At 57.7% G+C, this 23059-nt stretch carries 20 protein-coding genes; 3 read left to right on the top strand and 17 right to left on the bottom strand.

The features are described 5' to 3' along the window. Positions 1-228 precede the first annotated feature (228 nt). From C4K38_RS20970 to C4K38_RS20990, 5 genes are all read right to left on the bottom strand, one after another. Entirely contained in the window at positions 229-2676 is a 2448-nt protein-coding gene (locus C4K38_RS20970; protein WP_172833172.1) for a TonB-dependent siderophore receptor, read from the bottom strand. A 96-nt stretch (positions 2677-2772) separates the two neighbouring features. Then, a complete protein-coding gene (locus C4K38_RS20975) occupies positions 2773-3756 on the bottom strand; it encodes a FecR family protein (protein WP_053279997.1) in 984 nt (327 codons plus the stop codon). A 43-nt stretch (positions 3757-3799) separates the two neighbouring features. Then, positions 3800-4297, bottom strand: coding sequence for a sigma-70 family RNA polymerase sigma factor (locus C4K38_RS20980; protein ID WP_053279998.1), 498 nt, complete (start codon positions 4295-4297; stop codon positions 3800-3802). Between the two features lie 797 nt (positions 4298-5094). Continuing rightward, positions 5095-5742 (bottom strand): isochorismatase family protein, encoded by a 648-nt coding sequence (locus C4K38_RS20985; RefSeq protein WP_053279999.1) that lies wholly within the window; start codon positions 5740-5742, stop codon positions 5095-5097. A 48-nt stretch (positions 5743-5790) separates the two neighbouring features. Then, positions 5791-6012 carry a hypothetical protein gene (locus C4K38_RS20990; protein WP_053280000.1) on the bottom strand — a complete coding sequence of 74 codons (222 nt, stop codon included), beginning with the start codon at positions 6010-6012 and terminating at the stop codon, positions 5791-5793. Positions 6013-6159: 147 nt separating this feature from the next. On the opposite strand from C4K38_RS20990, the gene C4K38_RS20995 reads away from it, so the two are divergent. Continuing rightward, complete coding sequence (locus C4K38_RS20995) at positions 6160-7068, top strand: LysR substrate-binding domain-containing protein (protein WP_053280001.1); 909 nt, start codon at positions 6160-6162, stop codon at positions 7066-7068. Between the two features lie 247 nt (positions 7069-7315). Here C4K38_RS20995 and C4K38_RS21000 read toward each other — a convergent pair whose 3' ends face one another. From C4K38_RS21000 to C4K38_RS21050, 12 genes are all read right to left on the bottom strand, one after another. Continuing rightward, the gene (locus C4K38_RS21000) at positions 7316-7801 is read right to left on the bottom strand and encodes a c-type cytochrome (RefSeq protein WP_053280002.1); all 486 of its coding nucleotides are present in this window, start codon (positions 7799-7801) and stop codon (positions 7316-7318) included. Continuing rightward, positions 7773-8624 (bottom strand): molybdopterin-dependent oxidoreductase, encoded by an 852-nt coding sequence (locus C4K38_RS21005; protein WP_081001551.1) that lies wholly within the window; start codon positions 8622-8624, stop codon positions 7773-7775. The genes C4K38_RS21000 and C4K38_RS21005 overlap by 29 nt, the downstream gene beginning before the upstream one ends. 172 nt (positions 8625-8796) lie before the next feature. Next, complete coding sequence (locus C4K38_RS21010) at positions 8797-9954, bottom strand: TDT family transporter (RefSeq protein WP_081364219.1); 1158 nt, start codon at positions 9952-9954, stop codon at positions 8797-8799. Positions 9955-10664: 710 nt separating this feature from the next. Beyond that, a complete protein-coding gene (locus C4K38_RS21015) occupies positions 10665-10826 on the bottom strand; it encodes a DUF2474 domain-containing protein (protein ID WP_081001552.1) in 162 nt (53 codons plus the stop codon). A 15-nt stretch (positions 10827-10841) separates the two neighbouring features. Next, entirely contained in the window at positions 10842-11849 is a 1008-nt protein-coding gene (gene cydB / locus C4K38_RS21020) for a cytochrome d ubiquinol oxidase subunit II (RefSeq protein WP_053280004.1), read from the bottom strand. Positions 11850-11852: 3 nt separating this feature from the next. Then, positions 11853-13289 carry a cytochrome ubiquinol oxidase subunit I gene (locus C4K38_RS21025; protein ID WP_053280022.1) on the bottom strand — a complete coding sequence of 479 codons (1437 nt, stop codon included), beginning with the start codon at positions 13287-13289 and terminating at the stop codon, positions 11853-11855. 270 nt (positions 13290-13559) lie between these two features. Further along, on the bottom strand, positions 13560-14159 hold the full coding sequence (locus tag C4K38_RS21030) for a disulfide bond formation protein B (protein WP_081001553.1): 600 nt from the start codon (positions 14157-14159) through the stop codon (positions 13560-13562). Between the two features lie 13 nt (positions 14160-14172). Next, positions 14173-14331, bottom strand: a complete 159-nt coding sequence (locus C4K38_RS32965) for a DUF5993 family protein (protein WP_414860354.1) — start codon at positions 14329-14331, stop codon at positions 14173-14175. A gap of 962 nt (positions 14332-15293) precedes the next feature. Next, positions 15294-16661: a TolC family protein gene (locus C4K38_RS21035; RefSeq protein ID WP_231998613.1), complete on the bottom strand. Its 1368-nt coding sequence runs from the start codon at positions 16659-16661 to the stop codon at positions 15294-15296. Between the two features lie 44 nt (positions 16662-16705). Beyond that, complete coding sequence (locus C4K38_RS21040; RefSeq protein WP_053280024.1) at positions 16706-18880, bottom strand: peptidase domain-containing ABC transporter; 2175 nt, start codon at positions 18878-18880, stop codon at positions 16706-16708. A gap of 11 nt (positions 18881-18891) precedes the next feature. Continuing rightward, a complete protein-coding gene (locus C4K38_RS21045) occupies positions 18892-20148 on the bottom strand; it encodes an HlyD family secretion protein (RefSeq protein ID WP_081001574.1) in 1257 nt (418 codons plus the stop codon). Positions 20149-20397: 249 nt separating this feature from the next. Next, positions 20398-20685, bottom strand: a complete 288-nt coding sequence (locus C4K38_RS21050) for a DUF5862 family protein (RefSeq protein ID WP_053280026.1) — start codon at positions 20683-20685, stop codon at positions 20398-20400. 459 nt (positions 20686-21144) lie between these two features. Between C4K38_RS21050 and C4K38_RS21055 the strand changes: the two genes are divergently transcribed. Both C4K38_RS21055 and C4K38_RS21060 read left to right on the top strand, forming a co-directional pair. Further along, the gene (locus tag C4K38_RS21055; protein WP_053280027.1) at positions 21145-21453 is read left to right on the top strand and encodes a hypothetical protein; all 309 of its coding nucleotides are present in this window, start codon (positions 21145-21147) and stop codon (positions 21451-21453) included. 69 nt (positions 21454-21522) lie between these two features. Beyond that, a complete protein-coding gene (locus tag C4K38_RS21060) occupies positions 21523-22989 on the top strand; it encodes a calcium-binding protein (RefSeq protein WP_053280028.1) in 1467 nt (488 codons plus the stop codon). Positions 22990-23059: the final 70 nt, after the last annotated feature.

Here is a 23059-nt window from a genome sequence, read left to right on the forward strand (position 1 = left end):
TCGACCGGCCGCTCCTACAGAAGCATGAGGCTTGCCCACGATACGCCTGTCCAGCCAACACGCACGCCCAAGCACCCAGCTACGTTTTCAGAATTGCCGGAAGGCCCTGCGGGCCTTTGCGCAGCCTGCAGCAGCGGCTACAGGGTTTTGCACCAGGCATAAAAAATCGCGGGCAAGCCATGTCCCTGTAGGAGCGAGGCTTGCCCGCGATTGGGGCAACGCAGTCTATCAGAAGCCGACGCTGGCCTGGACGAAGAAGGTCCGTGGCGCGCCGACGTAGATGCCGGAGTTGTTGTCGCTGGAGCGGGTGAAGTACTGCTTGTCGAAGAGGTTCTTCACTCCGGCGCCGAGCTTGAGGTTCGACAACTGCGAACCGAAGTCATAGCCGCCACGCACGTTCCAGGTGACGTAGCCCGGCATGTCGCCGTACTGGCCGTCGGCACTGCCTTCGGTGATGTAGTTGTCGTTGAAGCTGCCGTCGGCGTTGACCATGTTGCCCGGCGAGCGCTGCTTGGACTGGGCGAAGGCATCGATGTTGTAGGTCCAGCGGTTGATGTCGTAACGCAGGCCGAGGGTCGCCACCTGGCGCGAGTAGAACGGCAGGTCGCGCCCCTTGAACGCCGAACTGCCCCCTTCATAGGTCGCGCGGGTGTAGGTGAAGCCGGCATTGGCGGTCAGGCCGTCGAGGCGCGGGTCCAGCGCGGCCAGGTCGTAGTGCACCGAAGCCTCGATCCCCTGGTGCTTGGTGGCGCCGAGGTTGGTCCAGCCGACATCGTTGCTGATGTATTGCAGCTCGTCCGAGAAGTCGATGTAGAACGCCGTCAACTCACCGCCCCACACCTCATCGTTGTAGCGCGTACCGATCTCGTAGGTCTTGGCCTTCTCCGGGTTCAGGCCGTTGGCGGTCTGGTCGCCCACCCCACCCTGGCCCAGCTGGAAGTACTGCAGGCTGCCGAACGAGGTCTCGTAGTTGGCGAACAGCTTCCACGCATCGGAGAGGTGGTACATCAGGCTCAGCGCCGGCAGCGGCTCGTTGCTGTTGATCTCGCGGCGCTTCTCCTGCACCGGCACGCCATTGGTGCCGGCTACCGGGCGGTCGTGCCATTCGGTGCGGATGTTCTCGAAGCGGATCCCCGGGGTGATGGTCCAGTTGCCGACGTCGATCTTGTCGTCGATGTAGAAGGCCGTGGCCTCGGTGCCGCCGGTGCGGTCCTGGTACACATGGCCGTCGGAGCCCGGGCGCACCACCGGCTGGTTGTTGACCAGGGCCAGGCGGCTGGCCTGTTCGTGCATGCCCTCTTTCAGGTAGCGCATGCCGACGCTGGCTTCCTGGGTGGTCGGGCCGAGGTCGAACACATGGGACACCCGCGGCTCGATGCCGAAGGTGTAGTAGGTGCGCGGATAGGACACCAGGGTCTTCTGGTCGCGGGCGGCGATGGTGCTGCCACGGAAGCTGTCGGAGTAGTAGGTCAGCACTTCGAACTGGGTGCGGTCGTCGATCTGGCGCAGGTACTTGAACGACACATCCTTGCGGCGGCCGCTGAAGTTGTCCCAGTCGCGGTCCGACTGGTAGGGGTCGGCGTCGTACTGCTTCTGGGTCAGGCCGCCGGGCATGTCGGCCTTGGCGTCGTAGTAGTGGAAGTTGAGACTGAAATCGTCCTGGTCGGTGGGCGCCCAATGGGTCTTGAGGATCACGTCATCGATGTCGTTGCCGTTGTTGCTGGCGCGATAGCCGTTGCCGTTGACCCCGGAGTACAGCAGCGCGGCGCCGATGCCATTGTCCGCGGTGCCGCCGAGGAACGCCGTGTCGATATGCTTCCAGCCACCGCGCTGGGAGGTTTCCAGGGTGCTGCCGATTTCCCCGGTGGCCTTTTCCGGGATCGCCCGGGTCACGAAGTTGATCACCCCGCCGACGTTCTGCGGTCCGTAACGCACGGAACCGGCGCCGCGCACCACGTCGATGCTGTCGAGGTTGCCCGAGGAGATCGGCGCCATCGACAGCTGTGGCTGGCCATAAGGGGCGAAGGCCGCCGGCACGCCGTCGATCAGCACCGTGGAGCGCGGCGACAGGCGCGACGTCAGGCCGCGCACGCCAACGTTGAGGGAAATATCGCTGCCGCCGGTGCCGTTGGCGTCCTGCACCTGCACGCCCGGTACCCGACGCAGCACGTCGCCGACGTTCATCGCGCCCTGCTCGAGCATGGCTTCACGGCGGATCACCGTGCGCGCACCCGGGTGGTTCTGCACCACCGCTTCGTTGGCGTCGCCCAGCCAGTCACCCACCACGCTAATGCTGGTGGCGCCCAGTTCCAAAGGGCCGTCACCCACCGCCGACGGCGCTGGACTCAGGGTCACCGAGCCGCCATCGATCTGGTATTGCAGGCCGCTGCCTTGCAGCAACTGGCGCAGCGCCTGCTCCGGCGACAGGTTGCCGTCCACCGCCGGGGCCTGTTTACCGGCCACCAGCTCAGGGCTGAAAAACACCTGCAGCGAGGTTTGCAGCCCCAACTGGCTCAGGGCCTGGCCCAACGGCTGGGCCTGGATATGGATGGCGCTCGGCGCCTGCTCGGCATGGGCCTGGGGCAACGCGGCACTGACCGCCAGGGCCAGGGCCAGCGGCAGCCAGCGGGTAGAGGGCGAGCAAGGATTGTTGTTATTCAGGTCGAGGCGTTTCAAGTTCGAGCAGTCCTGTTGATCGCAAGTAGATGCGTCTGTTAATGCAAACCAGTTGCAGTTGGACAAGAAGACGAAGAACTCGAAAAAAACCTGAATCTATCGCGCAATTATTTCCTGGCTACCGTCGGCATGGGTCTTCACCGCCACCGGCAGGATGCTCGGCAAGGCCTTGAGCAGCGCATCGGTGTCGTCGGCCTTGAACACGCTGGTCAGGCGCAGCCTGCCCACCACCTCGCTGCCGACCCGCAGCGGCTGCTCGCGATAACGCGACACCTCGGCGACCACTTCGCTGAGGCTGGCGTTGTTGAACACCAGCTTGCCACTGCGCCAGGCGGTCAGCGCCTGGGGATCGACCGCATAGGCCGCGGCCACTTTGCCCTGGGCATCGACCGCGGTACCCAGGCCCGCGGTCAGGTTAACGAAGTCGCTGTCCGCGGCGTCCCGCCCCTGCACTTTCACCCTGCCCTGCTCCACCGCCACCCGGGTCTGGCTGGCGTCGCGGCGCACATCGAAACGGGTGCCGATGACCGTGACCTTGCCGGCCCCGGCCGCCACCACAAAGGGCCGGCTGCTGTCGTGCTCGACACTGAACATCGCCTCGCCTTCGCTCAGCTCGACGCTGCGCTGGCCTTGTTCATAACGCACCAGCAAGCGACTGCGGCTGTTCAGGTCCACCTGGGAACCGTCGGGCAAGGCCACATGGCGGCGCTCGCCCAGGGCCGTGACGAACTCGGCGCTGTACCCGGCAGGTTGGTTCAGGCCGCTGAACAGCCCCAGGCCCACGGCCACCGCCAGCACACTGGCCGCCACCGCGTAACGCAACAGCGGCCGGCGCTTGCTGCTCAGGTTCGGGGTTTCACACAGTGCCTGCAAACGCGCCTTGGGCACCAGGTCGGTGGCCGCCCATAGGCTTTGCAGCAGTTGGTATTCATCCTGATGCGCGTCGTGTTCCGCCAGCCAGGCGTCGAAACGCTGCCGCTCCTCGGCACTAATCGCCGGTTCTTGCAGGCGCACAAACCACAGCGCCGCCTCATCGCGAACCGTCGCCTGCCCGCACGCGCACTCACGAGTCTGCGTCATGGAACATCCTGTTGGGCTAGGGGTGAAAAAGGCATGGCATTCATCACTGCGGCCCGTCCACGCGCTCGCGCAGATGCCGCAGGGTGCGGATCATATACTTTTCCACCATGTTTTTTGACAGCCCCAGGCGCTGGGCAATCTCGGCCTGGGTCAGCCCTTCGATCTTCTGCCAGACGAACACCTTGCGGCAGTTCAACGGCAACTCGCCAAGGGCCCGTTCGATGGAGTCAGCCAGCTGGATCGCATGCATGAAATGCTCCGGGTCGCCGCTGGGCGACGCGCCTTGATACACCGTCTCCAACTCCATGGCACCGCGTCGATCCTCACGGCGATAAGCATCCACCGCGATATTGCGCGCCGTCTGATGCAGATACGCCCGCGGCTGCTGCACCGCCGCCGCATCCGCCTCCAGCACCCGGACAAAGGTGTCATGGGCCAGGTCCTCCGCCTGCGAACGGCTCTTCAACCGACGCGTCCAGGTACCGATCAACTCTTCGTAGTGCTCGAAAAAGCCTGGGCGGCGAGGCGGCTTGGGGGTCATTGCAGTGTGCTGAGGGTGGGGAGGCGTGAATAGTAATGCTTCTTATTAAAGGTAGCAATTGGTTCAGAACGACTGCTCTTTGGGTGTAGACATTCAAAGGAAATGACAGAAACAGCACATACATGATTCAAAAATAAAAAAAACTGAAAGATGGATTGCTGGGCTGACCGTTAAAGGCACACGCCTGCCTCAAAGGTAATAAGACGCTACCGAAACGCTAGAGGCTGGCCAAGTCTGAACCTAACCTAAGGAGTGAAATATCGAGCCTTTTGAGGTGACGGTCATGGGGAAAATTGAAGGGGGCAAGTTCAAGAAGACAGCTCGGCAGGTTGCAAGATGTACTGGCAGCCATTGACCTATATGAAGCAGATGGTCAGTTCGCAATCGCTGAACGTTTGCCAAGCTGCAAAATATCTAGGCACCACCACCGACATTGCTTATACCTTGGTTCGGCATGGGCTGCTGAATTCAACTGTTGAATGCAGAAATGGCGTTACATCACGAAGGATCAATTTGCACGCTATCGAGGAGTTCAAAAAGTCCTACATCTTGAGGAAAGAGCTCGCCCAAACTCTCCGTCATCCTTTAGAACGGAAGTTCTGGTTGTCAGCGACTGAAGCGTCACTGGCGGTAGTAAATGTGTTGTTTTGGTTCATGTTCAATCCTCAATCAGTCACATAGCTATCCGCGGCTACTGGCATCAAATATCGGGTTGCTCATAGTGGAGTCACCGGTAAGTCCTATGCGGGCACCGACCCAGCAAGGGATCGGGCCCATCGAAGATGTGCGACAAGAAGTCAGAAGGTCTTCTGAGCCGCAATCGCGCCTTCAAAGCTGTCCATCAAGAGGCCGTAGGGTGGGTAATGGTCATGGAAAACCTTCACCATCTCCTGACCGGTCGACGACGTCCAATTGCGCTGGAGCTCGGCCGCAATGGTGGTCCAATTGACCGGAATAATTCCATGGTCGCGCATCCGAGCGACGGCGTTCTCGCGAATAGTCACCTCATATCCACCTGAAGCATCAATCACGCCGTAGACGTTGTAGCCAGCATCAATTGCTTGCATTGCGGCGAAGGCCAGACAAATGTCGACCGTGGTGCCAGCCATAATCAGATTCTTACGTCCTGTCTTTTCGATCGCAGCAACGAAGTTGGAATCGTCCCACGCGCTAATGATGCCAGGTCGATCGATCAGAGGTGCATCCGGATGCATCTTCACTATTTCCGGCATGAACGGGCCGTTAGGACCCTGACTATAGCTCGTGGTCAGGACTGTTGGCAGATTGAAGACCTTGCCGACCTTCGCCAAGGCCACCACATTATTGCGAAACTCTGCCGGGGTGTAGTCACGCACCAGTTGCATGATCCCCGATTGATGATCAATCAGAACAAGTGCTGAATCGTCCGCGGAGAATCGGGTCTGCGTATAGCTCTTTTTACTCATTTCTTGATGCCTTCTGAAGAGAGAGGTGGATGGAAAATCGGAAAGCACTCAGCGGTGCGAGAAAATTTGTTTGAGGCCATACACAAGGCCGGCGAAAGGCGAACCGAGCGCAGCGTAGACCGCCTCGGCTTTGGCCTGGCCGACGACATTGTGCTTGGGCGCAAAGGTGTCGATGTCGCGCACACCGGTGTAAAGGGCGACCTGATGATCGACCAATAGCAGGATGGCGTTTTCGTGGGTCAGGTGTTCATGGAAGTGGGGCGAGCTCATGGCCAGACTCTCTGGGGGAAGATCGGAATGCCTTAACATTAGGGTTGGGACAATCTGAGAACAATCAGGCTAAATGGGAACCATCGTCTACATGATGGGACGATACGCCGACGCAAAAGGTCGGATGCCTTGCAACGAGGGTTAGCGATGCTTGATCTGAACGACATCTACCTTTACGTCCAGGTGGTAGAACACCAGGGCATCACGGCGGCAGCTCGGGTGCTTGGTGTGCCAAAGTCCAGCATCAGCCGGCGCATTCTTGCGCTTGAAGCCTCACTGGGAACACGGCTGATTCAGCGCACGTCACGACGTTTTGTCGTGACGGAGATCGGTGTCGAGTTCCATCGTCACGCTCTGGCCATGCTGGTTGAGGCCGAGGCGGCGGAAAACGTCGTCCGACGTCGCGCCTCCGAACCCAGCGGCACCATTCGCTTTACCTGTTCAATCTCCTATGCGCAATTGGTGCTGGCTAAACTGATTCCCGGCTTCATGGCGGCTTACCCGAGAGTAAGCATCGTTCAGCACGCCACGAACCGCTGCGTGGATACTGTGCAGGAAGGCTTCGATCTCTGCCTGCGGGCTCATATCGAGCCGCTGCCAGACTCTTCGTTGATTCAGCGGTCAATTGCCCGAACCCCTTGGTATCTGTTCGCGAGTCCTGCCTATGTGGATCGCAAAGGCATGCCCAGCGAACCCGATGAATTGTCGACACATGACGGTATTGCACTCGGCAGTGCGCAGGAGAGCTACGCATGGCACCTGCGTGAAGAACACTCCGGTATCCCTTTCGTTGTGCAGCCGTTTACGCCGAACCTTGTGAGCGATGACATGACAACGCTCAAAGCCGCCGCGTGCGCAGGTTTGGGAATCGTCGCGTTACCGGGTTTCGTAGGTGCAGCCGAGGTGGAACAGGGCCAGTTAATTCGCGTGTTGCCTCACTGGATTGCCGGGTTGTCTACGCTAAGCGTGTTAATGCCTTCTCGCCGGGGGCTGCTCCCATCAGTATCTGCGTTCGTTGGGTATCTCGCGGAACATGTACCGATGGCTGTTCAATAATTCGTCTTTGGCAGACGCCTCTCGCCATGCACGAATATTGGCCATGAGACGGTCGACCAACAGCCAGTGACGCGCATGTCGAATACTTCGCTCTTACTTTAAGACTTGCAGTGACTGCTTCTGGCCCAGACTATGTAAAAACGCTGTCCTTCACGAAATTTTATAAAGCCTTGATGTTAGACAATCCGGGACGATTCAACTGGTACACCAAAGCTCCTCAGCTGTTTATGAGTCGTATCTGGAGAAATCACTGCGCCAGAACAAAGTCCGCCAACTGCTTCAGCTCAGCTGGCTGCCAACCTGGAAATGGCAGCATCGGTATCGCGCCCCAACGTCCAGAACCACCGTGACTGATGTGATCGATAGCTTGCGAAATGGCCTGGGCATTGCCTTTGTAGTGCATAGCAACATCGTGGTACGCGGGGCCAACAACCTGTCGATCAATCGCATGGCAGCCGAGACAGCCGTTCTGATCCAGAAGCGCCTTTGCATCTGCAACTTTAGGTTGATCAACTGTATTGGCCGCAAGCTCGATTGCCTTGATCACAGGCTTACTCTCGGCAGCAGGTTGACCTGAATAGGTAGCGGCCAGGTATTCACCCACCAGCCCTACTTCACTCTCAGAAAGTGGCGCGCCATAAGACTCTTTCATTTTTCTGGCCAGACCTGTCCATCGTTTCTGGTCGAAGCCGGGCGGTTGATACTCAATATAATCGGCCGCACTGGCAATCATTGTCAGGAACGCGGTAGGCCTTTTCCATGAAGTAGCCTTCGAAGGTATGGTCAATGACCTCGATTTCACTTAAGTGCTTGACCCAATAGGTACCGAAATAACCAGGAACGATCAGTTTGATGGGGTAGCCATTAAGAAAAGGGATATCGGCATCGTTCATGGCCCAGGCAATCATCGGCTCATCGCTGAGCGCGAGATCGATACCCAGTGCCTTGATGAACTCTGGCGTTGTCGGCAAGACCGGGTGGTCCAGGCCGCGAAAGGTGACTTGTTTGGCTCCCGCCTGGACGCCAGCATGTTCAAGTACTGCTTTTAACGGAATGCCTGTCCACCGTGCGTTACCCACCGAGCCGTTACCCAGCTGCGCACCAAATACCCGCGGCGCCCCATAACCTCGACTGTTACCGGAGCACTGGTTGACGGCCACGACCTCGACGGCTTTCCCCAACCCCTTGAGTTCCGCAAGGCTCAAGCTGAGCGGCTTGTCCACCAGGCCCTTGACCTGCAGCTGATAGTTGTCCGCATCAATCGAGGTAGGAATATTGGCGAGGTGGTAGCGAACAAAAAATGCATCATTGGGCGTCAGTACCGACTCGTTGAACACCGAAAACGGTGTTTCCAGATGCGGTGGACGAGCAGTGACACGCATCAAGGGTCTTTTCTGTGGATAAGCCACCAACTCCCGGGTTCCGTTGGCAAAGTCCTGAGCCTCGGTTTCTGCCGCTCGACTGCGCAACGGTTTGAATGCAAGCCCCGCAGCTACCAGGCTTGCGCCCTGGAGAAAGACACGTCGCTTAATAGTGTTTCCGTTATCAGTGGACATACGTTCTGCACTCTCAACAAAGGATCGAAGATCACAACCTTCACTTTATTTTTCCCAAGCGCTGCCAATGGCCCGCTCTACGCGCCTGTCGTTCGTCAGATAGGTAATACCGTGAGTCAGATTGACCGCTGACCTCAGGCTTGCAAGCCTGAGGTCGCTATTGATGAGTTGACTATTTAGCTAAAGAGGCGATGCAAGGCGAGACGAAAAGATTGCCTCGATACGCCCCTGCGAGCGTTCTGCAAGCCACGATCAACCACATGACCGCCAGCACCAACACCAGGCATCCGCCAAAGATATTGAAAAAGCTGGAATGCAGAACCGAGCCCAACTTGAGAGTCGTGAGCGAATAGACACCGATAGGAAAAGTAAATCCCCACCACCCCAGGTTAAAAGGAATGCCTGCCTTGAAGTAACGGACGGTGATCAAGGTGGCCATTGCCATCCACCACAACCCCAGGCCCCAGAAAAGAATGCCGGAAATCAGTCCAATGCCTTGAGCAACCTCGCCAATCCCTTGCAGCCCCTGCGCCGAAAAGATCGCGGGGGCATCGCCGCCTATGACCAGCATGCCCAGCGCGCCTGTGCCGATAGGGCCCAGCGACAACCAGCTGGATGCCGCCATGCTTTCGTGGGGAAGTTTGTGCAACGCCATGCGCAACAGCAGGATGACCAGAATGCTCAGCGCGACGGGCACCGAATAGGCCCACAGTACATAGCTGGTGATCAACATGATGAATTGCGCGCCTGTATCGAGCAGCTGCGGAGCCAGCAACCCACCACTGGCAGCCGCCACTTCTGCGGCAACCACGGGCAGCAGCCAGACGGCAGTCATTTGATCGATGCTGTGCTGTTGACGGGTGAACATCAGGTAAGGAATCAGCACACCGCAGGCGAGCGCCATGGCCACATCGATCCACCACAGGGCTTCGGCAAGCGGTATGACGCCAGTGCCCCACCGAGGGACGCCGAACACCAGAAGTCCATTGACGATGGTCGCAAGCCCCATCGGAATAGTGCCGAAGAACATCGATACCGTAGAATGCCCGAAGATCTGCTTGGCCTCATCGAAAAACATGATCCACCGGGCCAGGTACAGGACACTGAAGGTGCAGAACAGAACGATGTTCAACATCCACAGCCCTTCGGCAACCGATCGCAGGCCTGGAATGGCGAGCGGAAACTGAGCCAGGGCCAAGGCCAGGATGCCGGTGCCCATGGTGGCGGCGAACCAGTTCGGCGTGAATTGGCGTATCGCCTCCCGTGGTCGGCTCAAATGGCTAAGGGGTTTGGCTCCCGCATTGATAGCTGCGAGATCTCTAAGCGACATGGTGATCTTCCTGATGTGTGAATGACCGTGTGTTCATTCTAGGTGATTTCCTTATCGGCTTTTTACCGTACTATCGTCATGTGTTATCTGTTTTACCGATAATGAGTTTTTTGTACGACGGTATTTCTGCCGCAAGCTGTCTTGATCAGAAGGCTGAGCAAGGTTTTCTTGAAGCGGATCGAACACTCGCTGCCGCAGACATGACGCTCAATGCTGAAGACGCCAGACCACATCGATAGCCAGTGTTGTCAGGTTCGTGAGGAAACGCTGGAGGAAACTACGACAGTATCTCGACATACCACATCAACTGCGTAGCCAGGGTCGCAGTTTGTTCAGGGGTTAAAGGAGCGAGATTCCGCGCGTAGGTTGCCTGAGCAGGCGTTGAGCGGAGAGAGACTGACTGGACAATGCTACTGACAAACTGGTCATGCCGGACAGTTACAAGACGGTGAGAGCACCGCCTGACCGATCAAGGGTGTTATCCGGTGACACCGGAAACGGCGTTTTATCGCGCTCCGCCAGCACTGACGATTCACGTGCCAATCAGGTTGGATCGTGGCACATCTCACCGATAGTGGGCTGCGGGACCACTCCCCAGATGTACTCAGGAAGCGGCCTCCGACCACGAATCAGGCATCGGCGATTTGCGCACCCCGATACCAACCAGAGTCCACCTCCTAAAGGAGTTGCAACCAACATCGGGCGGTCTATCAGTGCGACTTCATCCCCGCCGCCTGCATGAACAATCGAATCAGCATGGCAAACACACCCAGTGCAGCCACGCTGCCCACGTAAATCACCAGCATCCAGCCCAGCCGCTGCCGCAGTAGTGGCTTATGCTCGGCCGATTCAACAATTCTCTTATGGTCCATTGGAGCACTCCTCTGCTAGTGGTAACCGTCTTCGTGGGTGACCTTGCCGCGGAACACGTAGTAGCTCCAGAAGGTGTAACCCAGGATGAACGGGATGATGAACAGCGTGCCCACCAGCATGAAGCCCTGGCTTTGCGGCGGCGCGGCGGCGTCCCAGATCGAGATCGACGGCGGCACGATGTTCGGCCACAGGCTGATGCCCAGGCCGCTGTAGCCGAGGAAAATCAGCACCAGGGTCAGCAGGAACGGCGTGTAGTGAGCATTGCGGGCCACGGCGCGCAGCAAGCCGTACATGGTCACCAGCACCAGGATCGGCACCGGCAGGAACCAGAACAGATTCGGCAGGGTGAACCAGCGCGAAGCGATTTCCGGGTGGGCCAGCGGCGTCCAGATACTGACGACACCGATCACCGCCAGCAGCACGAAGGCCAACGGCCGCGCCAGGTCATGCATCTGCTCCTGCAGCTTGCCTTCGGTCTTCATGATCAGCCAGGTGCAGCCGAGCAAGGCATAGGCCACCACCAGCGCGACGCCGCAGAACAGGGTGAACGGCGTGAACCAGTCCAGCGAACCGCCGGCGTACTGGCGGTCGACCACCGGCAGGCCATCGATGAAGGCACCCAGCGCCAGGCCCTGGAAGAAGGTTGCCGCCAGCGAACCGCCGATGAACGCCTTGTCCCAGATGTGGCGCTTGGCTTCCTTGGCCTTGAAGCGGAACTCGAAGGCCACGCCGCGGAAGATCAGGCCGATGAGCATCAGGATCAGCGGCATGTACAGCGCCGAGAGCACCACCGAATAAGCCAGCGGGAAGGCGCCGAACAACGCGGCACCGCCCAGGACCAGCCAGGTTTCGTTACCGTCCCAGACCGGGGCGACGGTGTTCATCATGACGTCGCGGTCGCTATGGTTCTTGATGAAAGGGAAAAGAATGCCAATCCCCAGATCGAAACCGTCCATGACCACGTACATCATGATGCCGAAGATGATGATCACGGCCCAGATCAGCGGAAGATCAATACCCATGACTCAATTCCCCTTGTTCAGGCTGGTGCCGTTGTCTTCGGCATCGTCGTCGGCGGCCGACAGCGGACGGGCCGGCGTGCGTTTCTGGCCAGGACCACCGTGGCTGACTTCCGCGCCTTCGTTGGTCTTCGGCCCCTTGCGCACCAGGCGCATCATGTAGCCGATACCGACACCGAACAGCGAGAAATACACCATGACAAACAGCGCCAGGGTGATGCTCATCTGCATCAGGCTATGCCCGGACGAAGCGTCCGCGGTGCGCATCAGCCCGTAGACCACCCACGGCTGACGGCCGATCTCGGTGGTGAACCAGCCGGCGAGGATCGCGATCAGGCCGGACGGCCCCATGAACATCGCCAAGTACAGAAACGGGCGGCAGCGGTACAGCGTGCCGCGCTTGCGCAGCCACAGGCTCCACAACCCAGTGAGGATCATCAGCATGCCCAGGCCAGCCATGACCCGGAATGACCAGAACACGATGGTCGAGTTGGGGCGGTCTTCAGGGGCAAACGATTTCAACGCGGGAACCTGTTTGTCCAGGCTGTGGGTCAGGATAAGGCTACCCAGATACGGGATCTCGACGGCGAACCTGGTCTTTTCTTCCTTCATGTCCGGCCAGCCGAACAGGATCAGCGGGGTCGGCTCGTTACCGACGTTTTCCCAGTGGCCCTCGATCGCGGCAATCTTTGCCGGTTGATACTTGAGGGTATTGAGGCCGTGAAAATCACCAATGACCGCCTGGATCGGCGCGACGATCAGGGTCATCCACATCGCCATCGACAGCATGGTGCGGATCGCCGGGTTATCACGGCCGCGCAGCAGGTGCCAGGCAGCCGAAGCACCGACGAAGAATGCCGTGGCAACGAACGCTGCCGTGGCCATATGCGCCAAGCGGTAGAGGAACGACGGATTAAAAACAATCGCCAGCCAGTCCATCGGAATGACCTGGCCATTGACGATTTCATAACCCTGCGGGGTCTGCATCCAGCTATTGGACGCCAAGATCCAGAAGGTCGATATCAGCGTCCCAAGAGACACCAAAAGGGTAGAAAAAAAATGCAGGCGGCGTCCAACCCGCCCCCAACCGAACAGCATCACTCCCAAAAAACCCGCCTCGAGGAAGAAGGCTGTGAGTACCTCATAGGTGAGCAGAGTCCCGGTAATGGGGCCGGCGAAATCCGAAAAAAGACTCCAGTTGGTGCCGAACTGGTAGGCCATGACCAGGCCCGAAACCACCCCCATGCCGAAGTTGACGGCGAAGATCTTCGACCAGAAGTGGTACAGGTCACGGTAGGTGTCGTTATGGGTCTTGAGCCACAGGCCTTCGAGCACCACCAGGTAACCGGCCAACCCGACCGTAATAGCCGGGAACAGAATATGGAACGAGACCGTAAATGCGAACTGCATTCGTGCCAAGTCTAACGCCTGTAAATCAAACATAACTGTCCTCTCATGTGCGAGTAAATCATGACCGGAACGGCAGTTTTTCAAGTTAGTTGGTGCAAACTAAACGACCGATATAGCCTCTCTGCCGAAAATCGGGCGCAGGGTCGTGACCGACAAGACAACTCGAACTTTCTCTCGATTAGTAGCAAGCAGTGGAGCGAACTTCAGTCATCGCGACCGAAATTAAAAAGCGAGTGCTTAGAGTACATCGGGCCTGTGAGGTAATGCCCTCACAGGCCTAAGGAAAGCTTCATCGAAGCTGTATTAATTCGTTAGCATCTGATAAACCGTAGGATTAGCCTCGCACTCGCCCATCCCACACTCCAGCAGCGTAGACACCAGATTTGCAGCTATCAGGAAGACAAACACGATAATGGCCAACTTTCCAAGAACGTGCATCCGCGGTTGTATTGGTGATGGCCGCTCCCAGGTCTTGAGTATTAAAAGCCCTGAGACAAATGTAATAGTTGCTAAGGCAGACACGACAGCCCACGTATAGAAATGCAGGCCAAAAAGTGCCAATCCATAACCCGGGTCTCCCGGCATAATATGTAAAAACATCTGACGCGAGGCAATGGCCCCGGTTAGCAGGCTCCCCAATAACGCAACACCGTAATGTGCACTGCGTATACCGAAGCGCACATTCATTAAAAAGCCGAAGCCTATTGCAATCATACCCACTCGCTGCAGAAGGCACAGCGGGCACGGTAATTCATGCTCCACCAACTGATAGTAGAAAGCGATCACCAGTGACGCGCTTACACCAAGAAGACCAATGATATTCAGGACATCGCCAATATTGAGTTGGGAAAAACGGGGTGTATCTTTTTCAGTCGAGGACTGCAAGCTGTAGTTACTCGTCATGGACAATGCCTTTTTAGAACGATAGGGTAAGTGGGTCTGTCGAGTGATAATCAAACCATGCAACAGAGACAACCAATAGCAGAAGCCATAGACAGATCCCCACTCGCCTCTTCCCCAAAAACAGAGCAATAGCACTCATCAACGCAATCAAGAACGGCAAAAACATATACATTACTTATCTTCCTTTATAAAAGCGCTGCAACGCTGACTTTATTTAATGGCAGTTCAACACCTACACTAGCCAGCCTACGCCAGGGTGCATCCAGAAAACCTGTTTGTTCACATTAAAAACATGATCCACCGGACCGCACACAAAATGCTAATGCATGCAACACAGAACGATGTTCAACACTCACTCAACAATGAAACCTGAAATCGTTCCCGGCAGTTGAAGCAACTCCAAAGCAAGGACCAAAGGATTTGATTCCCACATTTATAGCGGCAAGATCTCTAAACGCCATGGCAATCGTCCTGATCGGTGAGTGACTGTGTGTGCAGTCTAAGTCATTTCCTTATCGGCCTTTCACCGTATTATCGCCATGCATTATCGATTTTACAGATAAGCAGTTTTTTTACCGTACCGCTTTTCCTGCAGCCGCGACGCTGGAAGACGGGCTGGCGCCTATGACGCTCATGCCGAAACGCTTGCATATGCCAACCACAGGTGACCCAGCGTTGTCGGCAGCATGCGAGGAAACTGTAGTCGCAGGACGCACTTAGGTTGCTGATATGTCTCAGGCGGGTCGGTTATGAGGTTCTTGGCACACGACATCAATCACGCCCCCCCTGTCGCAGCTGTTCAGAGGGCAAATGATCGGGATTTTGTGGGCAAGTCACATCGCCCATTTTGCCCGAGCAGGCTATGAGCGGTGAGAGACTGACTGGACAATGGTACTGGCAAACTGGTCATGCCAGATCTTTACCAGGCGGTAACAGGAGTGTTGCGAATGACATTTTCCTTATCTCGGTGTGCCCTCCTGTTTCTCCGAAATATATGCGAACACCGACCCGCAAGGAGCTGCCCCTCTGATCGGGAGGGGCTTGGTAACGCGCTAACAGACGTGCCCCCCATGCACCAACCCTGACCAGACACCCGGGAGGCAAGCCTCTCATTCACCAGACTAATATGATTGTCTATCTTGCATCCACGGCCCAGAACCCCAGACGGCCCAGACCCGCCGCAAGCTTCAGACGTGAACTCTGCCAGTTGCCGAGGGCCTGGGTATGCAGTTCTTCGGCACCGGCGTAGGCGGTCAGCGCATTGAGCAGTTCGATCATGCTACCGACTCCGGAGCGGTAGCGCCCCTGGACCACTTCCAGGGCCTGACGCGATTGATCGACCAGTTCGCGGGTACGAGCCAGGCTTCGCGTCTCGGTACTGAGGGTCTGGTAGCTGCTCCAGACATCCAGTGAAACCTGCTGTTCGCTATCGGCCAGTTCAGCCTGACGGGATTCGACCCGTGCCAAGGCATTGCGGACCTGATAGCTGCGGGCGAAGCCATCGAACAGCGGAATGTCCAGCTGCAGGCCGATGCTCCTGTCGCGCTCACGGTAGTCACCATTGTAAATCCGGGATTGGTCGATCCGGTTGCGTGCCAGGTTGGCGGTCAAGCTGAGAGTCGGGCGACCGGCAGCGCGACTTTCCTCTACCGAGGCTTCGGCAGCCTTGAGCCGGGCCTGGGCAGCGAGTAGCACAGGATGCTGCTGGCGGGCCTCGGTCAGCAGGTCATCTACCGCTTTGACAAAATGGGTATCGGGTAATGGCGTCAAGCCTCCCACCAGCTTCAGCGGAGTTTCTGGCGGCAGGCCCATGCGCAGCGCAATGGTGCCCAGGGCTTGATGCAGGGTGCCGCTGTTTCGCACCTCGCGCAGGCGAGCCTCGGAGAGCGCAGTTTGCGCCTGCAGCCGGTCGGACAGCGCGGCAGCGCCGGCCTTGTATTTGGCATCGGCGGCCTCGAGGTTCTGCGCTGCGAGCTCCGCGACCTGGCGCGAAGCAGCCAGGTTGCGTTGCGCGGCCAAGGCATCATTGTATGCCTGGGCAGCCATGGCGAAGGTGTTTTGCAAGGTCGCATCCTGGCTGGCATTGGCTGCCAGCAGCAACTGCTGGGCATTCTGCAAGGCGGCACCACGGCGGCCGAAGTCGAACAACACCCAGCTCAGATTGAGGCTGGAGCCAGTGCGTTGGCGATGCCCATTGGTGGAAGAAAGCTGACCTTGTTGTTCATTGGTATTGCGGCTCCCGTCCAGACGCCCATCCAGACGTGGCAGGTAGGCCGCGCGGCTGATTCCGACCTGCGCCGCCTGGGCCTTGGCATTCGCCCAGGCCAGGCGGGTTTGTGGGTCATGGCAAAGAATACGCGTGATAGCGTCCTCCAGAGACAGCTGTTCCGGCAGCGCCCCAACATGGCAGGACAACCCGCCACGGTCGAGGTCGTACACCGCCTGGGCAGACACCTGGTTGGTGGTAGCGAATACGTCCGGTTCGTAGGCCTGCGCCACCATCGACCAGCACGGTAACCAGGCCAGCAAGACAAGAGAACGCTGCTTCATATTTGCTCCCGTAAGGCATCGACGGCAGCCTGCAGCTGTTGTTCGGCTAAACGCAGCTCGGTGCTTTCATCGAGCGCCACCCTGCCCTGGTCGAGAACCACGACCCGGTCCGCCGAGGCAATGGTTTCCGGACGGTGAGCGACCATGATGCGAGTAATATGCAGGGCGCGGATGGCGGCATTGACCCGCTGTTCACAGTGAACATCGAGGTGACTGGTGGCCTCGTCAAGGAGCAGGATTTTCGGCTTCTTGTACAAGGCGCGGGCCAGCATGACTCGCTGCTTCTGCCCACCGGAGAGTACAGTGCCCATATCGCCGACCAGGGTGTTGTAGCCCATTGGCATGGCTTGTATATCGTCGTGGATCGCCGCCATTTGCGCGCACTCGATCAGCCATGGCATGTCCACCTTGGAGTCGAAGAAGCTGATGTTTTCCGCCAGTGAGCCGGCGAACAGCACATCGTCCTGCATCACTGTGCCGACCAGTTCGCGCAGGCCGTCCAGCCCCAACTGCGAGAGCTCCAGGCCGGCCACGCGGACCTGTCCCTCGCTCGGCGCAAGGATGCCGAGCAATACCTTGAACAGGGTGCTCTTGCCGCAGCCGGAGGGGCCGACGATAGCCACCGACTCACCTTCGGCAATCTCCAGGTCGAGACCGTCGAGGATCCAAGGCTCCTGCTCGGAGTAGCGGTAGCGCAGGCCGCGGACTTCCAAGCTGGCCGGGCGCTCCCGGAGATCGTCGGGGGTAATCCCATTAGGCTCCTGCTCCGGTGGCTGGAGGACAATGTCGGCCAGGCGTTCGCCCTGCAACTGCAGCATGCGCAACTCGAAGAACTTGTCGATCAGGTTGCCCACTCGACTATCGAACTGCGACTTGTAAGCAATGAAGGCCATCAACACACCGACGCTGAACTGGCCATCCATCACCAGGGTTGCGCCGAGCCAGATCACCAGCAGGTTCTCCACACCAAAAAGCAAACCATTCATCTGCTGGTAGAGCAGTTGCAGCTTCTGCGTACGCAGGCCGGCATTGATCTGCTCCACCAGCAGACCGAGCCAGACCGAACGACGCTCGTCCTGGCGCTGGAACAACTTCAGTGGGCGGATGCCGCGTACGGTTTCGAGAAAGTGGCTCTGCTGGCGGGCGGCATGCACGATCTGTTCTTCAGTGGCATTACGCAGCGGGCGATACCAGATCCAGCGACCGAGGGCATAAAGGCTCATCGCGGCGATGGCGATGGCCGCCAGCGTCGGGCTGTAGAGCAGCATCATGACCAGGGTGGCGATGGTCATCAGGCCGTCGAGGATCGCCGAGAGGAAGGCCGCCGTGAGGGTCTGCTGGATATTGTCCACCGCACCAAAGCGCGAGACCACGTCGCCCAGGTGGCGTTTTTCAAAGTACTGGATCGGCAAGCGCAGAAGGTGGCTGAGCACATTGGCCTGCCACTGCACGCTCAGCAGGGTACTCATGTGCATCATCACCCAGGCGCGCACCCCGCTGACCGCCTGTTGCATCAACAGCACCAGGCCGAAGCCCAGCGCCAAGGTACTGAGCAGGTCGCGATCCTCGCTAACGATGACGTTATCGAGGGTCCATTGCAGGAAGAACGGGCTGACCAGGGCAAACAACTCCAGCGCACCGGACAGCAGCAGCACTTGAGCCAGCGAGCGGTACAGCCCGGTGACCCGGCCCATCATGCCCAGCAGCCTGATCCGGGGCTTGGCGGCCTGCTTTTCGAAACCGCGGTCCGGCCAAAGCTCCAGGGCCACCCCGGTGAAACTGCGTGAGGCTTCTTCCAGGCTCAACCGGCGCAACCCATGGGCCGGGTCGTGGAGAGTGACACCGCGGGTGTCGACTGCCTTCAGCACCACAAAGTGGTTGAAGTTCCAGTGCAGGATGCAGGGCAGCTTCAGCTTGCCGAGATCGCCCAGTGTCAGCTTCACCGGGCGAGTCCCCAGTTGCAGCTGGTGCCCGGTCTGGATCAATTGCTTCAGGGAAGCGCCCTTGAGCGACACACTGAAGCGTCGCCGCAAGTCCATCAGGTCAGTGTGGTAACCGTGGTAGCCCGCGATCATCGCCAGGCAGGCCAGGCCACATTCGGTGGCTTCGGTCTGCAGGACCAGCGGCAGGCGCCGGCCCACACGCAGAGCGAGTGCATCGAGAAATGCCATTGTCATAGTTCCTAGAGTTTGCCGGTCAGGCTGTAAAGCGGTTCGAGCACCCATTCATAAAGACGGCGGGTGTCCTGGAGTACATCGGCGTCGAGCAGCATGCCGCTCTGCAATGGCCGCGGCTGGCCGTAGGCCGTTACCATCTGCTTATCCAGGCTGACCTGCAGGCGATACAGCTGCTCACCGTCCTGGCCCAGCCCTGGCATACCGCCGACCATGCTGGCGAGCTCGGCGAAGGACACGCTGGTACGGGAGATTGATCGCACCCGCCCCTGGTACTGACCGAACTTCTGGTAGGGATAGGCCTGGTAGCGGATCAGTACCGAATCGCCCGGCTTGATGAAGCCGATGGACTTGCTCGGCGCATAAAGCTCCGCCTGCAAGGGGGTATCGGCGGGAACGATGCTCAGCAACGGACGCGAGCTGTCCACGGTCTGCCCGACTTCGGCGAGCACGGCGGTAGCGACTCCGGTTTCCGGCGCCGTGATCAGCAGGGTGCGCTTGGCCTCGCTTTCCGCCAGGGTTTGCTCGAGGGCAGAGAGCTGGCGCTGGATTTCCGCCTGTTGGTTGGCCTGGCGCGCCTCCAGCCCGGCCAGTTCATTGCGCCGCTCGGTCAACTGCTGCTGCAAGACCGTGCGTTCGCGATCCAGCCCCTGCAGGGTCTGGCGCTGGCCGAGCAGTTCGGCCTGACGTTGCTGAAGCTGGTCCATGGAAATGTAGCCCTTCTCCATCAGCCCCTGGTAGCGCTGTGCAGCGTCGCTGGACAGTTCCACCAACCGACGCTGACTGCCGGTCTGCTGGCCAAGCGTGGCCAACTCGCTCTGCAGGCTGGCGACCTTGCTGGTCAGGCTATCGCGTTCGTCCAGCTGCAGCCGGCGAACCTTGTCCAGTTCGTCGCGCAGCGAGTCGCGGCGATCTTCGAGCTGGCGGCTGATGTTTGCCTGCACCGGTCCGGCATCCGCACCGTAGCGCTCGCTGGAGATTCTCAGCAGAGGGTCGCCACGTTTCACCGCCTGGCCTTCGTGGACGAATTTCTCGGACACGATGCCAGCCTGGGGAACGTGCACCTTGACCTGGCCGCTGACCGGGACCAGCTGGCCACTGATCGTGCTGCGCTTGGTGTAGCTGCCAAAGAAAAAGAAGGCCATCACCAACACAGCCATCGCCGCAGCGAGCGAGGTAAGAAAAGTGAAAGAGATCGGGCGGACCAACACGATATCGCCCAGCCAGTTGGTTTGCTGGGCTTCGAGTGCCTCCCTGCGGAACAACGGCGAATCTGTCATCGAACGAAAATCCTGTGAGCGAACATTCGAGAGCCAGGGGCCGTTCCATGGAAGCTGCTACCAATGATTGGCTGTCGTCTTGATTCCAGGTATTGCTCGACTCTATAAAGTTAAAACGCCTTCCGCGCGACCGAATCATCAATATTCTTCACTCGGCGGAAGGCGTTTTCAAAGCAAGCGATTTATCGTTCTGGAAAGAACAATAGGTCGTCTAGGTTGTTTCAGTTAAGCGGTTCAGCTCCGACCTCTAGAACCAAAGTTCGCTCGGAAATCGGCCAGAATTCCCGCTACCGTCTTGGCGTCATGGATAAGCCCCAGAGAGGTACCCATTGCTGCCCCCATGATGGGCGCCAAGGTGATCCCACCGAGTTGTGCCAGCGCACCGAAGAGAAAACCACCGGAGCCACCCCAGGTACCGCCAATCGCCATACCGGTTGCTGCACCGTCCCAGAAACCGTGAATCATGCCTTTCAGATCTGCACCGCTAACCAGATCCACTTCGTGCTGACTGAGCTCTTTCATATTTTTCTCTCTTATCATTTTGATAGTTATTAAATGACCAACTTGCGGCAGTACCGCATGTAGTGGCCGGGTACAATTCTTCCACCAGAGACAAAAAATATAATTAAGAATTGTCTTATTTCTGCTTAAGACTTAATCTGATTTATCAAACCTCCCCACCAAATAGCCGCTTGTCTCATCAGATATGGGCGACAGCCCTGAGACCCGTAGCCAAATCAACTGGCCGGGAATCATGCCGCAGGCGGTACTGCTGGCATCCAGCAGAGTATTGGTCGGATGACCATGACCTCAGTGGTGCAGCGCAAGTGCTTGCAATACCCCAAGACCGCTCATTGACGGAGTTCCCTTAAATCAACGTGCTTGCTATGTTGTTTTTTTTTGAGTAAAAGAAAAATGTGGTGGATGCATACATTTGCCCAAGCAAAAACACTCTAAAACCTATCCAAAAAGGAATATTCTATGAGCGATAACTCTATTAAAGATCTGAGTCTGGAAGAAATCGAAGCGGTCAGCGGTGGTTTTATCTTGGGCCGATTGTTTGGTAGTGCTCTACAGGCTGGTGTGGACGTCAGTAATGGCCTGCTAAATGCGGTCGCCCCCATCGGGCAGACACTTAACCTGATCCCTGGGGTCGCGCTGATTCACTATGCCGGCGATAAGATTATCGCTGGCATTCAAAGTGCTGTGAGCCAAATAGGTACCCTCTTGGGAGGCACTTACACACCGACTCAACCTAGTCACTTCAAGCAGGAGTGGGGCAACTGCTAATCCCTAGGAAACGCTATTGTCATTGCAGATGGCAATAGCATTTCTTTCTCTTGATCATGGAGCCTTATTATGCCTTTCACAAATGGAAACGTACTGGTCAGCTACACGCAAGAGCAAAAAGATGCTCTCTTGCAGTTTAATACCACTGAGCAATATGCCGACGGTTATCGCTACATCCGCGATATTGTCCACGAGGCACGCATTGCCTACGCGGGTGATGGCCCTCCCACATTCATATACTTGTTTGGGGACGAAAAAGCCCGAGAGTTGATCAAGCTCGAAGCCTGGATCAGCGATGTAGTGGGCATCAATGCGTCCGATGGCTCAATTTTCAGTGAGTTCGTCCGTGGCTCGACCAGCATGGCCGGCGCCTTGGCCGGACACCGGATCAGCGAAGCCGAATTTCAGGTTGCCTCTAACAAACTGGCGCAAATGGTGATTCTCGACTCGGTCGAGGCCGGGGGCATGCCCAGCGCTAAAGACGTAGTTGCCACAGACGTTGGCCAGGCACTGGAAAATCTTGGCCTGCCAGAAAGTGCCTGGGCAGGTGTTATCGGTGACATTTTCCCCCCTCCCCTAGGCTTTGGTGAGAATTATGTGCAGTTCCCCAACCCTGCTGAGGTGGGTTTGGTGGCCTCACTCTCAGGCGTATTGACTGGCCTGATTTCGAATGTCGCCGGGGGGCTAGCTGTAGTCAAAGAGCTGCTCTCCGGAAACCCGCAAAGTATTACCAACTCGCTGGACCTGCTGTTAAAAGGGTTCATTGATGTGCCTAAGACCGACCAAACCATCAAGGGCAGTATTTTCTCCGATCATCTGCAAGGCGGTAACGGCAATGATTATATTAGCGGCGGCTGGGGCAACGACACCCTGCTCGGAAAAGACGGTAATGATGTGCTGGACGGTGGAGCGGGTAAAGACAAGATGTATGGAGGCGGCAATAACGATACTTATATCGTTGATAACGTTGGCGACCAGGTTTACGAAAATTACGGTGAAGGTATCGACAGTGTGTACGCCTCGGTAACTTACACCCTAAGCAAGAATGTCGAGAACCTCTACCTGACTGAAAGCAACAAAATCAATGGCTTCGGCAACAAGCTTTCGAACATTATTGAGGGCAACGACAACGCTAATATACTGCAGGGCCTTGCCGGTAATGATCAACTCTTTGGTGGTGGTGGCAATGATGCTTTGTACGGTGGCGCGGGTGCGGACACCCTAATCGGCGGTACGGGTAAAGATACCTTTTTCTATACCCAAGTCAGCGACTCCTACGCCAATGCTCCGGACCATATCCTGGACTTCACCAGCGGTGAAGACATCATCGATATATCCGCCCTGGTAAAATTCGTCACTAACAAAGCAGCCTTTGTTTTCGTCGACGCATTTAATGGCTCTGCTGGCCAAATAGTCCTGGCCAGCGATAACAATAAAAACAGCAGCCTATCCATCGATTTTTCAGGCGACCATGTTGCCGACTTCTCAATCAACCTGTTAGGCACAGCAGCGCAAACCGATATTGCGTTCGCCTGATCTATCGTAGGCCTTCGATAGCCGTCCAAGGCCCACGTTTTTATATTTGCCCGTTGCGTCCTGACCCGCT

Source organism: Pseudomonas chlororaphis subsp. piscium (assembly GCF_003850345.1).
GTDB lineage: Bacteria > Pseudomonadota > Gammaproteobacteria > Pseudomonadales > Pseudomonadaceae > Aquipseudomonas > Aquipseudomonas piscium.